Annotated in this window: 11 protein-coding genes; 3 read left to right on the plus strand and 8 right to left on the minus strand. The window is 59.8% G+C overall.

The genetic code is table 11. The annotated features are described in order from the left end of the window. Positions 1 to 221: 221 nt before the first annotated feature. The 3 genes from G505_RS0107625 to G505_RS0107635 are packed head-to-tail and all read left to right on the plus strand — an operon-like array spanning position 222 to position 4,343. The gene (locus G505_RS0107625) at positions 222 to 878 is read left to right on the plus strand and encodes an ABC transporter ATP-binding protein (RefSeq protein ID WP_028109029.1); all 657 of its coding nucleotides are present in this window, start codon (positions 222 to 224) and stop codon (positions 876 to 878) included. Continuing rightward, entirely contained in the window at positions 871 to 3,285 is a 2,415-nt protein-coding gene (locus G505_RS0107630) for an FtsX-like permease family protein (protein WP_028109030.1), read from the plus strand. Before G505_RS0107625 ends, G505_RS0107630 begins: the two co-directional genes overlap by 8 nt. Further along, on the plus strand, positions 3,285 to 4,343 hold the full coding sequence (locus G505_RS0107635; protein WP_028109031.1) for a lipocalin-like domain-containing protein: 1,059 nt from the start codon (positions 3,285 to 3,287) through the stop codon (positions 4,341 to 4,343). The genes G505_RS0107630 and G505_RS0107635 overlap by 1 nt, the downstream gene beginning before the upstream one ends. 27 nt (positions 4,344 to 4,370) lie before the next feature. On the opposite strand, the gene G505_RS0107640 is transcribed toward G505_RS0107635, so the two are convergent. From G505_RS0107640 to G505_RS0107675, 8 genes are all read right to left on the minus strand, one after another. After that, positions 4,371 to 4,844: a group I truncated hemoglobin gene (locus G505_RS0107640; RefSeq protein WP_028109032.1), complete on the minus strand. Its 474-nt coding sequence runs from the start codon at positions 4,842 to 4,844 to the stop codon at positions 4,371 to 4,373. Positions 4,845 to 5,016: 172 nt separating this feature from the next. Further along, entirely contained in the window at positions 5,017 to 5,745 is a 729-nt protein-coding gene (locus tag G505_RS20885) for a tyrosine-protein phosphatase (RefSeq protein WP_051215976.1), read from the minus strand. Next, positions 5,742 to 7,976, minus strand: coding sequence for a GumC family protein (locus G505_RS0107650; RefSeq protein ID WP_051215977.1), 2,235 nt, complete (start codon positions 7,974 to 7,976; stop codon positions 5,742 to 5,744). The genes G505_RS20885 and G505_RS0107650 overlap by 4 nt, the downstream gene beginning before the upstream one ends. Positions 7,977 to 7,987: 11 nt before the next feature. Further along, positions 7,988 to 8,536: a polysaccharide biosynthesis/export family protein gene (locus G505_RS0107655; RefSeq protein WP_245568346.1), complete on the minus strand. Its 549-nt coding sequence runs from the start codon at positions 8,534 to 8,536 to the stop codon at positions 7,988 to 7,990. Further along, the gene (locus G505_RS22380) at positions 8,493 to 9,686 is read right to left on the minus strand and encodes an outer membrane beta-barrel protein (RefSeq protein ID WP_169628198.1); all 1,194 of its coding nucleotides are present in this window, start codon (positions 9,684 to 9,686) and stop codon (positions 8,493 to 8,495) included. Before G505_RS22380 ends, G505_RS0107655 begins: the two co-directional genes overlap by 44 nt. A 16-nt stretch (positions 9,687 to 9,702) precedes the next feature. Then, positions 9,703 to 11,127 carry an undecaprenyl-phosphate glucose phosphotransferase gene (locus G505_RS0107665; protein ID WP_028109035.1) on the minus strand — a complete coding sequence of 475 codons (1,425 nt, stop codon included), beginning with the start codon at positions 11,125 to 11,127 and terminating at the stop codon, positions 9,703 to 9,705. A 187-nt stretch (positions 11,128 to 11,314) separates the two neighbouring features. Beyond that, positions 11,315 to 12,703 (minus strand): phosphohexomutase domain-containing protein, encoded by a 1,389-nt coding sequence (locus G505_RS0107670; protein WP_028109036.1) that lies wholly within the window; start codon positions 12,701 to 12,703, stop codon positions 11,315 to 11,317. Between the two features lie 3 nt (positions 12,704 to 12,706). Next, the gene (locus G505_RS0107675; RefSeq protein WP_035385171.1) at positions 12,707 to 14,107 is read right to left on the minus strand and encodes a mannose-1-phosphate guanylyltransferase/mannose-6-phosphate isomerase; all 1,401 of its coding nucleotides are present in this window, start codon (positions 14,105 to 14,107) and stop codon (positions 12,707 to 12,709) included. Positions 14,108 to 14,133: the final 26 nt, after the last annotated feature.

Raw genomic sequence — 14,133 nt, forward strand, 5'->3', positions numbered from 1 at the left:
TTTATCTTTCCATATTAATGGCACCGAGCGCCACAGATTATCATTAACAACGCTGGCTTCAGCCAGCACACGCCACTCATCTAAGCCCCATGGCGTCACCCTCCATTAAACAGAAAAAACAGAAAACCAAAGAGGATCCAAAGTGATGACTGCTGCGTACTACTAGGTCGAAGCCACTGATTCTTTGCTATATTTTGTTCATTAGCTGTACGGGAGGCCCGATGATTAGCGTCAAGGATGTGGATCTATTCAGAACTCAGGGACGGGCCAGGAGACAGATTTTGCGCCACTGCAGCCTCGAACTGGAGGCGGGGCAACAACTGGCCATCATGGGGGAGTCAGGGGCAGGCAAGTCCACCCTGCTCCACCTGATTGCCGGGCTGGAGCGCCCCGATGACGGCAGCATTCAGGTCAATGGACACCGAGTCGATCAACTGGACGCAGACCAGCTCTCCCTCTATCGCCGCCGAATCGGACTGGTGTTTCAGCAGTTCAATCTGCTGCCCACCCTGACGGTGGGTGACAACATCCTGTTTCAGCATCGCCTGAACCTGCTCACCCACCCTGAGGAGGTGATGGACACTCTGGTTGAGCCCTTGGGCCTTGCCTCTCTCTGGAAGCTCTATCCCGACCAGCTCTCGGGCGGAGAGCAGCAACGGGTCGCCATCGCCCGAGCCCTGGCCCACCACCCGCCGCTTGTCCTGGCCGATGAACCTACAGGCAACTTGGACGAAGCCACCGGGGATGAGGTGATGGAGATCTTTACCCGTCTGTCCAAGGCCCTCAATCAGACACTGATTCTGGTGACTCACAGCCCCAGGGTAGCGTCCATGCTTGGACAGACACTCCATCTCAGGCAGGGGCAGCTCCATGATTGAGTGGCGATTGGCGGTCATCACCCTGCTGGCCCACTATCGGCGACACCCCTGGCAGCTGCTGTTTCTGCTGCTGGGTATGGTACTTGGGGCCAGCCTGCTGGTTGGGGTGGAAACCATCAATCAGGAGGCCAGGGCCAGGTACGCCGCCAGTGAAGATCAGGCGTCTCGCGGTGAAGGCTGGCAGATACAGCCTCACCAGAGAGAGGGGTTTCTCGACCAGACGCTGTGGATTAACCTGCGGCGTAGCGGCATTGACGCCACCCCGGTGCTGGATATGCGACTGGTGGACTCGCAGGACAGGCCGCTGCTGGTCAGGGGCGTGGATCCCCTGGCCTATGTTGGCCAGTTGGGCCGGCCCACCGGCAGCAGTGAAGCCCGAGCCTGGGTGGACACCCGCGTCGCCGCCTCCTACGGCTGGCAAGATGGCGACAATCTGAGGTTCAGAGAGGACCAAACCCTGGGGCCTCTGCAACTGATCGAGGACCTGGGCCCCTGGATCCACACCGACATCGCCACCCTGTCGGAATTGGCTCAAAGCGGCACCCGACTGAGTTACCTGAACCTGCCAGCCCTGTCCCCATCCCAGCTGGACACCATTCGTCAGGCACTGCCCCAGCAGGCCAGGCTGATGTCTCAGGGAGAATCGACGCAGTTCGGCCAACTCTCTGCATCCTTTCACCTCAACCTGACCGCCCTGGCGATGATGGCGCTGGCGGTCTCCCTGTTTCTGGCCTTCAACGCACTGAGATTCAGCCTCACTCAAAGAAGCGCTCTGATGGCCCAGCTTCGCAGCCTGGGCATAGGACAACCTGCCCTGGTCAAGGCGGTGATCTCCGAACTGGTGCTGGTGGGCATGATCGCCATTCCCATCAGTGCCCTGGCAGGCAGTCAGTTTGCCCGGGCCTGGATGCCTCAGGTGCAGATGACCCTCTCCTCCCTGTATGGATTCAATGGCCTGCTGAGTGTTGAGAATCTGCTGCTGCCTCTGGGGCTGGCAACTGTGGTTATCCTGGGCGCCATCGCCATGGTATTGGGCTCTCTGATGCTGGACCCCAGGGTCGCGTTGTCTCTTGGCTTTCGCTCCCGCCAGCAGCGGCAGCAGACTCAAAGCCTGGGGTTGCTTGCGCTGGGGCTGGTTCTGCTGCTGGTGGTTACCGTCGGAGCCTCCCTGGTGGCCACCACCGGCATGGCCCTCACCCTGTGCGGCCTGCTGCTGCTGGCAGGGGCCGCAATGACGCCGCAGTGGCTGCAACTGTGTTGCCGTGCCGTGGGCCGTTTCAGGCTGAGGTCGGCCCTAGGTCAATGGGCTCTGACGGACTTGGATGAGCAACAACGTACTACCAGGGTGGCGATGATTGCTGTGATGCTGGCCCTGGCGGCCGCGGTGGGGATGAGAATGGTGGTGGGCAGCTTCGAACTGGCCCTTGAGGGCTATCTGAAGCAAAGAATCAGCGCCGATCTCTACGTCAGAACCGGCGGTGATGACCATGCCCTTTGGCAATCCCGCCTAAGCACTCTGCCCGGCATAACGACCATCACGCCATTTCGCCACCAACGCGCCAGCATTCAAGGCGAAGCCGGCAGCATCGCCAGCCTGGGCGACAGTGCAGAGCATTATCGTCACCTGCCCATCAAGGTCGCTGACGATGATTGGAGCAGTACCCTGTTCGATGGAGGCTGCCTGGTCAACGAGCGCACCCAATTGATGGCCGACCTGTCATTGGGCCAACAAATCACCATCGGCGATACCGGACAACCGCCGTTCAGTTGCACCCTGGTCGGCGTCTACTACGACTATGGCAACCTCAAGGCCCAGGCGTTCATCAGTCCTTTGCTGATGCAGACAGCGCTGGGTGAGGTCCCCCTGGCCGGCTACAGTCTGTCGGTGTCCGAAGCGACCCGTCAGCAGGTGTACCAGTCTCTGCTTGAGTGGCTGTCTCCGGCGCAGATCATTCAGAGGGAGCGGATCCGCAACCTGGCCACCACCATGTTCCATCAAACCTTTGCGGTCACCACGGCTTTGAACATCCTCACCCTGTTGGTGGCTGCGGTCGGCCTGTTTGCCTCCCTCTCTTCGGTTGAACACCACAGACTGGGTCAGTTAGCCACCTTGTTGGCCCTGGGGATAACCCGCAGGCAATTGTTGCTGGCCCAGTTGGCCCAGTTGGGCGTCATCGCCCTGTTTGCCCTGATCCTGGCCCTGCCACTGGGGATGGCCCTGGGGCACCTGCTGCTGGATCTGGTGAACCGGGTCGCCTTTGGCTGGACCATGCCGGTTCATTACCTGATGGAGGATTGGCCCTCACTGCTCGGCAGCCTGCTGCTGGCCCTGCTGCTCTCTGCGCTCTGGCCACTGTGGCGGTTGTCGAAGGCCCCGGTCAGTCAACTGATGAAAGGGGACTCCTGATGCGTTGGATTGCGCTTCTCTTGCTGCTGTGCGCCTGCACGCCCAAGTCGGCACCAGAACACACCCAGGGAGTGACCTGGCAGCAGAACGTGGCCGAGGGCGCCGCCAAGGTGATGCCGGGTACGGCCATTGAGTTTCCCAAGGATCACGGGGCGCACCCTGAGTACGGACTGGAATGGTGGTACCTTACCGCCAACCTGAAAGACGGCGAAGGCAAGCCCGTGGCCCTGCAGTGGACCCTGTTCCGAAGTCGCATCGGCAAACACAGGGACAACCCCTGGGACGATGGCCAGTTGTGGTTTGCTCACCTGGCGCTGGAAGCCGACGGCGAGCACCACGCCCTGGAGCGCTGGGCCAGAGGCGGCAGCGGCCAGGCCGGGGTCATCGCCCACCCCTTCAGCGCCTGGATCGATCAGTGGCAACTCTCCGGCACCGATGAGGGGTTTCTGCCCCTGACGCTGAGCGCAACCAGTGAACTGGGCGAGTTGTCACTGACTCTGACTGACAGTCCCATCGTCAAGCATGGGATCAACGGTTTCAGTCAAAAGACGCCGGACCCGGAACACGCTTCTTTCTACTACAGCCTGCCGCACCTGAAAGCCTCGGGCACCCTGATTCAGGAGGGAAAAGCCCCGCGTACACTCAGTGGCCTGGCCTGGATGGACCGGGAGTGGTCCAGTGAGCTGATGGACGCCGAGTACCTGGGTTGGGACTGGGTGTCTCTGCACCTGGACGATGGCCGGGCGCTGATGCTGTTCCGCATGCGCAACCGAAACGATAACCACTACTTCTCCGGCAGCCTTATCGATCCCGGGGGCCAGGTCACGCCGATTCACGATGGTGAGATTCAATGGCGCGAGCTGGACAGCGTCACCCTGGACGGTGCCAACTACCCGGTGGCCTGGCAATTGAAGATCCCCAACCATGGCCTGTCCGGCCGCATCGAGACCCTCAACCGGGATCAACGCAATCAGTTGTCCATCCCCTACTGGGAGGGGCCTGTCGTCGCCGAGGGCAGCATTCAGGGAAGCGGATTTATTGAGATGACCGGGTATTGACCGGGGAGCCGAAGCTCCCCGGAACTATTAAGGTGACGCCACGACGATGTCACTCTTGGTAGAGTCCATGATCGCCAGTAACTCATTGACCTCCTGCTGGGGCACCTGATGTTTCGCCAATATCTCCTTAAACACTTCCATCATGCGTTGCCACTCCACCTCCTGAATATTCAGGTGAGCGTGAGCCTGGCGCATGTCTCGGCCATGGTACTGGCAGGGGCCTCCGGTCACCTGGCACATCATCGCCGTCACGTGATACTTCAAATAGGCGGGCGGCACGGCGGTGCGGGCCGCGTCAATGGCCGGATTGCTGTTCAGAACCGCATCGGGAACCAGGGCGTCGATGAAGTCACTGACCACCACAGAGATAGGGGCCAGCCCGCCCAGACGGTCATACAGAGAGGGAGGCTCGGCCCGGGCGGCCAGGGAACAAAGGCTGAGCAGAAGCATGGTGACCAGTACTCTGGCCAGCAATTTAAGTTGGTGCAGTGTGTCGACCATAGTGCTGTCCTCTTCAGTGAAAACTGCGAACAGGGTCGGCGTAAAAGCATAGCTGGCCGACCTGCTACTGCCACCTAAGAGCAGAAGGACTTTGTAAGGGGGTATGAAGAGCTCGGGGTGCGGCTGCAACAGGCCACCCAGGGTCACGCCACCATCACCGGGAGAGTTCCGGCTAGATAAACCTGGACGCCACCAATGCCCAGGGGCGGTCGTGGGTCAACGCGGTCACCACCTCGCGGCCCATTTGCTCGGCCAGCAGGCTGAGCACGTGCTCCACTCGGGTGGAGCGCTTGTCGATGCGATGGGCATCGCTGGCCAGGTAGTGGTAGGCGTCTTTTCGAAGCAGCTCCCAGGCAACACGCTTGATGTCCTCGCCAAAACTGCCGCCCAGGGCGCTCAGCGTACCCTGCAGCCAGGCTCCGGTGCCCTTCAGGGTCAACGCCAGGGTGGGGTGGGCGATAACATCCCGGTTGCGCTCGGGATGGGCCACCACTGGCTGGACCCCCTGCCCGATTAGCCATCGCAGCAACTGATCCGTGCCGGCAGGCACATGACTGTAGGGCATCTCCAGCAACAGTACCGGCTTGCCATCCGGAGTTTTGCCCAGCTTTGGCAATGCCTTCCAGGCGTTTCCCAGAAGCAGCTCCGGTGCCATGCGCACCTCGGCCCCCAGGGCGATGTGGAGAGGAATACCCCGCTCCCTGAGGGTGCGCTTAAAGTTCTGGTAATGGGGTGTCAGCGACTCCAGGGTATTGGGGTAGTGACGCAGATGGATGTGCGGCGTCAGCACCGAGTGGGTAATGCCCTGCTCCACCGCCAGCTTGGCCAGGGCCAGGGCCTCATCCATGTCCCGGGCGCCATCATCGACACCGGGCAGCAGGTGGCAGTGAAGGTCAATCATGACGCGGTGCCCGTACCATAGTAGCTCTGATAGCGCTTATAGGTGGCCAGATCCTTGGGCACCCCATTGAGCACTACGCCATCCACCCTGGCGTGAGCGGAAAACAGCCTGCCGAGAGACTTGGAGATCAGCTCCCGGCGCGCCTTGCCGCACTTCACCACGTACACCACGGAGTCGACCCGGCGGGAGATCACCAGGGCATCGCTGACCACATCCACCGGTGCAGTATCCACCAGCACACGGTCATAATGCCCTTTCAGCCGCTCCAGCAGATTGTTGAATCCCTGGGAAGCGATCAGCTCCAGAGGCGTCGATACCCGGGTGCCGGCCACCATCACGTCCAGCTGAGTATCTGGCACCGTATAGATGCAGTCATTGAGTTTGTGAGTACCGCTGAGCAGGTTCGACAGTCCCGGCTGGTAGTTGGGCAGCTTCAGCATCTCGCCCACCACGGGCTTTCTCAGGTCCGCTTCAATCAGCAACACCCGCTCCAGCTGAGACAACGCCAGAGACAGGTTAAACGAGCTGGTGGTTTTGCCCTCCCCCGGCACGGTGGAGGTCACACACAGGGTCTTGGCACCGTCCTCCACGTGGGTCAGCAGGTAGCCGGTTCGGACCGTCCGCCACGCCTCAGAGAAGCTGTGGGCGTCTTTGGAAAAGAAGTGATCTGCCTTCAATCGCTTACGGGTCTTCTGCTCCGGTATCACCCCCAACAGCTTGGCTGAGAGTTTACTCTCCACCTGATCGCCGGCGGTGATGGTGTCGGTCAGGGTGTTGTAGATAAGGGCGAAAGCGCAGGCAAACAGGCCAGACATGAAGGCCACCATCACCACTATCAACTTCTTCTTGGGCTTGGAAGGGTAGAGAGGCGGCTCGGCCCGGTCGGTAAACCTGGCGTGGGCGGCATCAAAGTCGGCCACGGCGCCGGTCTCCTTCATCCTGTTGAGGAAGGTTTCATAGATTCTGCGATTGGACTCCACTTCACGCTGCAACTCGCGGTACTCGACCTCCACCCGGCTCTGTTCCTGATACTGGGTTTTGATGCCTCCGAGCTGGCGTTCCAACGCCGCGGCGGCAGAGGCCAGGGCTTGAAACTCCTGTTCAATCCCTCTCACCAATTGCCGCACCTGTGTGCGCATGTTGGATCGCACTTCGGCAAGCTGCGCCTTGGCGGCAATCATCTTGTTGTGCTTGGGACCATAACGGCGGGAGAGCTCCGCCACATTGGCCGAAGCCGTGACTTCAGCCTGTTTCACCTGCTCTATCAAGGGATGACCACTGATCTCCGCCAACCCCTCCAAACTGTCTATGTCATTCACCCCTTTCTGGCGCACCAGGTTCAGCAAAGATCGTGCCTCCTCCCGTCTCTGCCTGGCGATGGCCAGCTGTTCGGTCAGCTCATTGATCTCTTTGGACGCCGTGCCTACCGAGCCGTCCAATGCAAGCAGCCCCTCTTTTTCCCGGAACGTCTGAAGCTTCTCTTCGGACCTTCGCAATCCCACCAGCAACTCATCCAAGCGGGCACTGAGCCACTCGGAAGCCTTGCGGGTTACCGCCAGCTTGGCCTCCAGGTGATTTTCGATGTAGACCTCTCCCATGGTGTTGGAGACCATTGCCGCCAGTTGGGGGCTGTGAGCGAAAAAGCCGATGTCCACCAGCTGAGTCTGGGGAACCGGAGAGACCGACAGCCGCTGGGAGAACTCATTCAGCAGCAGCACTTTTCTCGTGGCCAGCTTCTTAGCTTCATCCACCGGTTCGGGGGTTAAATCTATGGGCAACCAGGCAAACCACTCGCGCACCACCTCCATGGGATCCTGATTGGGGGCCGTCGGCACATAGCTAAGAACCTTCTCTTGCCAGGCGGGCCGCTCTGGAATGATGAACTCGGGGTGGCGAACAAGCTCCAGCCGATCGATCACCCGCTCAGCCAGTTGGCGACTCTTAATGATCTCAAACTGAGTCTGCAGATACTCCTGCCGGGAAGAGTCCAGGCCATAGACATCCTCGATGGACACCGCCTTGGCCTGCTCGGACTCAATCAGCAGCCTGGACTTGGCCTTATACATGGGCTCGACATTCAATAGCACGGCAACGGCGATGGCGGTGACCAGCATTGAAAACAGGATGATGCGCCCCTTGAAGCGCCACAACACCCTGAAGTACTGAGTCAGGTCAACATCCCGCTCTGCGGCGAAGTTGTCCTTCTCCATCTGAATGGCCATGTTGGACATCGGCTCTCCCTTCAAAAGAAGCTGTCTTTGATGAGAACGGAATCATCGGGATAGACCGAGGTGGACATGGAGACTTTGATGCTCCTCTCGCTGCCTCCCACCACTCGATTGATGGTCATATCCTTGGTGGAGGCCCGCTCGGTCAACCCGCCAGCCAGGGCCACCGCACGCTCCACGGTCAGGCCCGGCTGGTAGGGGTAGCCGCCCGGGGCTTTGACTTCGCCGTAGATGTAGAACGGCCGGTACTCCAGGATGCTGACGTGGACACTGGGGTTGATCAGATAGTCTCCCTTGAGTCCCCCGACAATGCGGCTCTCCAATTGGGCCACCGTCATCCCCTTGACCTTGATGACACCGAGGTAGGGGTAGTTGATCACCCCGGACTCCCCCAGACGGGTCTGCAGGGTCAGGTCATCCTCTCCATAGACATGGATGGAGATGGTGTCGCCAGAGCTCAGCTGATAGTCGCCGGCGGCGGCCGCCGCCGGCAGGCTGAGCATCAGCGCAAACAGCGCGCTACAGAGACAGGCGCACAGTTGCCAGGAACAGGTTCTTGTCATAGTTGAGCCTATCGATGTTGGAGCTCTGATCCGCATAGCGGTATTCGAACTCGGTGGAGATCCAGCGCTTCCATACCAAGGTGGCCCCCAGGGTGGCTTCCCACAGCTCATCGTCACGGTCGATGCCGGTGAAGCTCTCGTCCAGATAGCGGATGGACGCCAGAGTCGACAGGCGGCTGCGCCATTCATGCTTCCAGCGCAGACCCAGGCTGTTCTCCTCTACGTAATCACCCAGGGTATCCGGGTCTTTGGCACGGCTGCCCCCTTCCAGGGTAAAGGTGGAGTAGGTTCTGGGTTTCCAGTCCAGGGCGGCACTCCAGGCAAAACCATCGAAATCTTTCCGGCTGCTGGAGTCAAAGCTGCGGTCTTCGAAACCCAGCTTGATGGTGCCCGATGTCTTGCTGGTGGCATCCCAGCGCAAACCCGCCAGGTATTTCTGGTCGAAGCTGTCTCTGGAAGCCTCACCCACAGCATTGCGGTCGTAGGTCTTGTCTTCACCCACCCACTCCGCCAGCAGTGAGGTTCTGGGACTCAGGCGCCAGTAGACTGTGGCCCGCCCCATGACACTGTCGTAGTCACGGAACTGGGAGATGGTCTCCAGATTGGTGTAATCCTTGTCGTAGTAGCCCAGCTCAAGATCCAGGTTGAACTTGGCCGAGGGCACACCAAAGCCATAGATCACGCCCACATCATGGACATCAAACTCCGCCACCTCGCTGAAGTTCTGCCCGAAACCTTCGGTAATGCCCAGGCCCCTGGCCTCATGGTTGCGATAGTAGGCGTAGTTGAAGTCCAGCCTGTGGCGGCGGGTGAACTCATGGTGGACATCGATCTTGAATCGATGATCGGTGTAGTCATCCTCACTGCTGTCTTCGTAGTTGGCGTCGGTGAGCAGATAGCTGATCTGATAGCTCCTGACGTCGTTACCGGCATGAATCAGGAATTCGGGGCTCAGCTCCCAGAACCAGCTGTCGATGGCACCGGTGTTGGAGTGGGCGGTGTTGTCGTCATAGCCCAGCCCGACTCCGACCTGAGGCATGAAATTCCAGCCTGCTCCCATCTCAACGTCGGCGGGTTGATAGTCATTCCCCAGAGCACTGAACGGCAGCAGTGCTGCAACTGTAACCAGCATAGGCCTAAGCGTCGTCATAGTCGTTTTCCTTTCCTTAGTAAGCATTAGAGCCGGTAAAACCCTGAAACACGGTCCGTACGACAATCTTGATGTCCAGCCAGACCGACCAATCGCGTATGTAGGCCAGATCGAACTCCAGCCTCTTCTGCATCTTTTCCAGTGTGTCCGTTTCCCCTCGCCAACCGTTCACCTGGGCCCAACCGGTGATCCCCGGCTTCATGTGATGGCGCAGCATGTAGCCACTGATCAGCGCCCGATACTGCTCGTTATGGGCCACGGCGTGAGGCCTGGGACCCACCACCGACATCTGCCCGCTCAGCACATTGAAGAACTGGGGCAGTTCATCCAGGGAGGTGCGCCGCAGAAAGCCCCCCAACCGCGTCACCCTGGGGTCGTTCTTGGTGACCTGTTTCACTTCAGGACCGTTGTCCAGAGAGGTCATGGAGCGAAACTTCCACACCTTGATTTTGCGGCCATCCAGGCCATACCTGTGCTGCTTGAACAGCACGGGCCCGGGAGAGGTCAACTTGATGGCGGCGGCAATCAGCAACATGGGCAGGGCCACAACGGTCAGAATGACCGTGGACAGCAGAATGTCCTCCACCCGCTTCACCCAACTGGCCAGATCGTCCAGCGGGGAGTCATACACGCTCAGAGATTGCACATCCCCCACCTCATGCCAGCGAGCATGGAGCAGGTTATACACAAAAAAGTCCGGAATAATGTGCACCGCCGCCGTGCTGTCACCGCACATCATCAGAATCTCGGTGATCCTCTCCTCAGCCCTCATGGGCATGGCGATATAGAGCACGTCCACCGCGTTACTGCGCGCCAGTTTTATCGCCTGATCCACATTGCCCAGCAGTATCGGCGGCCGTTCACTCTCCTCCTGATCATCGATGCGTTCGGCATCCCGATCATCGAAAAACCCGATCATCCGGATCCCCAGCTGAGGATTGTCCTCAAGGCTTTTCGCCATGGCGATGCCGGAGCGTGTCAGGCCGATTATCGCCGCGGTCTGGGTATTGAAGCCGCGGCGCCTCAACGAGAAAATCATCTGTCGACACAGGAGACGGAAGGTGCCAAACACCAGCATGCCTATCACCGCCCACGCCATCAGTATCGGAAGATCCATGGACAGCCTGGCGGGCATCAAGTAACACCAGCCGAAGACAAACAGACCCGCCAGCAACCATGCCGCCCAGTTGGTCATCAACAGCTCCATGAGTCGGGTTGATCGCCAGGAACGATAAAGAGCCAGTGACTCTGCGAAGAACGAGAACCCGAGAATGGCCAGAATGGACGCCATCAATGGGTCGCTGAGTTGACGACCTATCAGCTGCTGGGCCAACAACAGGCTGAAGGGCACAATGCCAATGTCGACCAGCCGAAAGAGCACGGCAAAACCGTGGAAGCGAGAAAAGCTAAGACTCTTGTGTTGCGGTGACGCTGAATGCATATCCCCGAATTCCGCTTCAAAGTTATCCCGCAGGCAGAACGCCCATCGCTTCAGCTCATCCTTGAGGTACGACTCTGGTTACCCTATAAAGCGTAGACGAATATTTTCAGTAGAAACCAAGAGATTACAGGTATATCTTCCACCCAATACCCGCTAGGACAGTTGCCAGGCCCCAGCATGCTGGCGATCATGACCTGTCGTTCAGCAGGGCTGAAATCTCTTTTGTCCTGCGCCTCATCAGCTCGACGTTGCCACGAGACTCCACATTCAGCCTCACCACGGGCTCCGTATTGGAGCTGCGCAGGTTGAATCGCCACTCCCCTTCCGGCAGGTCAAAGCTCATGCTGATGCCATCGGTTTCATCCAGCTGTTGGGCCTCCTCCCGGTAGAACTGCACCACCCGGTTGATGGCGCGAGCCGGAGAGGCCAGCGTAAAATTGATCTCCCCGGACGAGGGGTAGGCTCGGATCTGCTCATCCACCATCTCGGACAAACCCTGACCACTGCGACTCATCAGCTCACACACCAGCAACCAGGGGATCATGCCGCTGTCGCAATAGCCGAAATCACGAAAGTAGTGGTGGGCACTCATCTCTCCGCCGTATACCGCATCTTCGGCCCGCATCCGCTCCTTGATGAAGGCGTGGCCGGTTTTGGTTTGCACCGGAGTCCCTCCGCTCTGCTGCACGATCTGCCGGGTATTCCAGATAAGCCTGGGGTCGTGAATGATGCGCGCACCGGGATGGCGAGACAGAAACGCCTGAGCCAGCAGCCCGACGATGTAGTACCCCTCGATAAAGCGCCCCTGCTCATCAAACAGGAAGCATCGGTCAAAGTCGCCGTCCCAGGCGATGCCCATCTGGGCACCATGGGCAAGCACCGCTTCGCTGGTAGCGGCACGGTTTTCCGGTAACAGGGGGTTGGGAATGCCGTTGGGGAAGTGGCCGTCGGGGTCATGGTGCACCTTGATGAAGTTCACCGGGATCCCTCCCCGCTCAAACACCTCTTCGATGGCGTCCACCACATGGCCGGCCGCGCCATTACCGGCGTTCATCACCAGGGTCATGGGCTCCAGTGTCGTGATGTCGATGTACCCCAGCAGGTGGTCCACGTAGTCATCCAGGGGGTCGCAGCGTCTCAGCCTGCCCATCCGGGATGGATCCGCCTCAGGAAAGTCGCCGGTTTCGGCCAGGCGCCGCACCTCGTTGAGGCCGGTGTCCCCGGAGATTGGCTTGCTCTGCTCCCGCACCAGCTTCATGCCGTTGTAGTCCATCGGGTTGTGGGAGGCGGTGACCTCAATGCCGCCGTCGGCCTCGAGATAGCGGGTGGCAAAATAGACCTCCTCGGTGCCCACCATGCCGATGTCCACCACATCACACCCCTCCTCCATCAACCCTTTGGCCAGTGCCTGCTTGAGCGCGTCGCTGCTCAGGCGCATATCGGCGCCCAACACCACGGTCTGGGCGTTCAGGTAACGGGCAAAGGCCCGACCGATGCGCCAGGCAACAGTCTCGTTCAGCTCCTCCCCCAGCCGCCCGCGGATGTCATAGGCTTTAAAGCAGGTTAACTTGTCCATAGCTCAGGTCCGTCCGTAGTTGTCCTCAAATCGCACTATGTCGTCCTCGCCCAGATAAGCCCCCGACTGGACCTCAATCAGTTCCAGGGGGACCTTGCCCGGGTTCTCCAGGGCGTGCACCACCCCAACGGGGATGTAGGTTGACTCGTTTTCCGTCACCAGGAAGGTGCGCTCTCCATTGGTCACCTTGGCGGTGCCCCTGACCACCACCCAGTGCTCGGCCCTGTGGTGATGCATCTGCACACTGAGCTTGGCACCAGGCTTTACCGTAATGTGCTTCACCTGGTAGCGCTGACCATGGTCGATAGAGTCGTAGTTGCCCCAAGGGCGGAACACCTTGCGATGACACACCACCTCCTGACGCTCCCGAGCCTTGAGCTCCTCCACCAGGTGTTTGACCTCCTGGGCTCGCTGCCGATGGGCCACCAGCACCACATCCTGGGTATCCACCACCACCAGATCGTCTACCCCGACGGCCGCCACCAGGCGATCCTGGCCCTGAATCAGGCAGTTTTCGCAATCGTGGATCAGTACATCTCCCCTCAGGGAGTTGCCCTGCTCATCGTGGGGACGCACATCCCAGATGGCCGACCAGGCCCCCACATCGTTCCACCCCGCATCCAGGGGCACCATCACCGCATCCTCGGTATGTTCCATCACCGCGTAATCGATAGAGTCTTCCGGGCAGGCCTCAAAGGGCTCAGACGCCACCCGGATAAAGTCCAGGTCCTGGCTCAGCTCCTGTGTCGCCTGGCGACAGGCATCGAGAATTGCCGGCCGGTGCCGACCCAGCTCTTGCAGGAAGCGACTGGCCCGGAACAGGAACATGCCACTGTTCCAGAAATAATCTCCGCTCTTGAGGTAAGCCTGGGCGCGCGCCGTATCCGGCTTTTCCACAAACTCACTGACGGCAAACCCCTGGCCTTGGGCGTCGCCCCGGCGGATGTAGCCGTACCCAGTATGAGGCGAGTCCGGCACCACCCCGAAGGTCACCAATTTGCCCGCATCTGCCAGGGGAATGGCAGCCTCCAACGCCTGAGTAAACGCCCCCTGATCCTTGATGACGTGGTCCGCAGCCAGCACCAGCAGCAGCGGGTCCTCCTGCTGGTGAACCAATGCGGCAAGAGTCAGAGCCGGTGCGGTGTTGCGGCCCACAGGTTCAAGCAGTATCCGCCCCAGCAGGTCAATGCCGCGCAACTGCTCGGCGACGATAAACCTGTGCTCTTCGTTGCAGATCACCGTCGGCGGCGAGACCTTCACGTCGGAGAGCCGCAACAGGGTCTCCTGCAACATGGAGTGCTCGCCGGCCAGAGGAAGAAATTGTTTGGGAAACAGAGTTCGGGAAAGGGGCCAGAGACGAGTTCCGGCTCCACCGGCCAGTACCACGGGTAGAAGTGTCGCCATAGTGCCTGCTCCATTGCTGAATTGTG

This window comes from Ferrimonas futtsuensis DSM 18154, from assembly GCF_000422645.1.
Lineage (GTDB): Bacteria > Pseudomonadota > Gammaproteobacteria > Enterobacterales > Shewanellaceae > Ferrimonas > Ferrimonas futtsuensis.

Excerpts from the sequence above, each read along its gene's own strand:
- G505_RS20885 (WP_051215976.1), bottom strand. The coding sequence starts at position 5,745 with ATGATTGACCTTCACTGCCACCTGCTGCCCGGTGTCGATGATGGCGCC.
- G505_RS0107665 (WP_028109035.1), bottom strand. The coding sequence starts at position 11,127 with ATGCATTCAGCGTCACCGCAACACAAGAGTCTTAGCTTTTCTCGCTTC.
- G505_RS0107675 (WP_035385171.1), bottom strand. The coding sequence starts at position 14,107 with ATGGCGACACTTCTACCCGTGGTACTGGCCGGTGGAGCCGGAACTCGT.
- G505_RS0107630 (WP_028109030.1), top strand. The coding sequence starts at position 871 with ATGATTGAGTGGCGATTGGCGGTCATCACCCTGCTGGCCCACTATCGG.
- G505_RS0107650 (WP_051215977.1), bottom strand. The coding sequence starts at position 7,976 with ATGTCCAACATGGCCATTCAGATGGAGAAGGACAACTTCGCCGCAGAG.
- G505_RS0107670 (WP_028109036.1), bottom strand. The coding sequence starts at position 12,703 with ATGGACAAGTTAACCTGCTTTAAAGCCTATGACATCCGCGGGCGGCTG.
- G505_RS0107625 (WP_028109029.1), top strand. The coding sequence starts at position 222 with ATGATTAGCGTCAAGGATGTGGATCTATTCAGAACTCAGGGACGGGCC.
- G505_RS0107635 (WP_028109031.1), top strand. The coding sequence starts at position 3,285 with ATGCGTTGGATTGCGCTTCTCTTGCTGCTGTGCGCCTGCACGCCCAAG.
- G505_RS22380 (WP_169628198.1), bottom strand. The coding sequence starts at position 9,686 with ATGACGACGCTTAGGCCTATGCTGGTTACAGTTGCAGCACTGCTGCCG.
- G505_RS0107640 (WP_028109032.1), bottom strand. The coding sequence starts at position 4,844 with ATGGTCGACACACTGCACCAACTTAAATTGCTGGCCAGAGTACTGGTC.
- G505_RS0107655 (WP_245568346.1), bottom strand. The coding sequence starts at position 8,536 with ATGACAAGAACCTGTTCCTGGCAACTGTGCGCCTGTCTCTGTAGCGCG.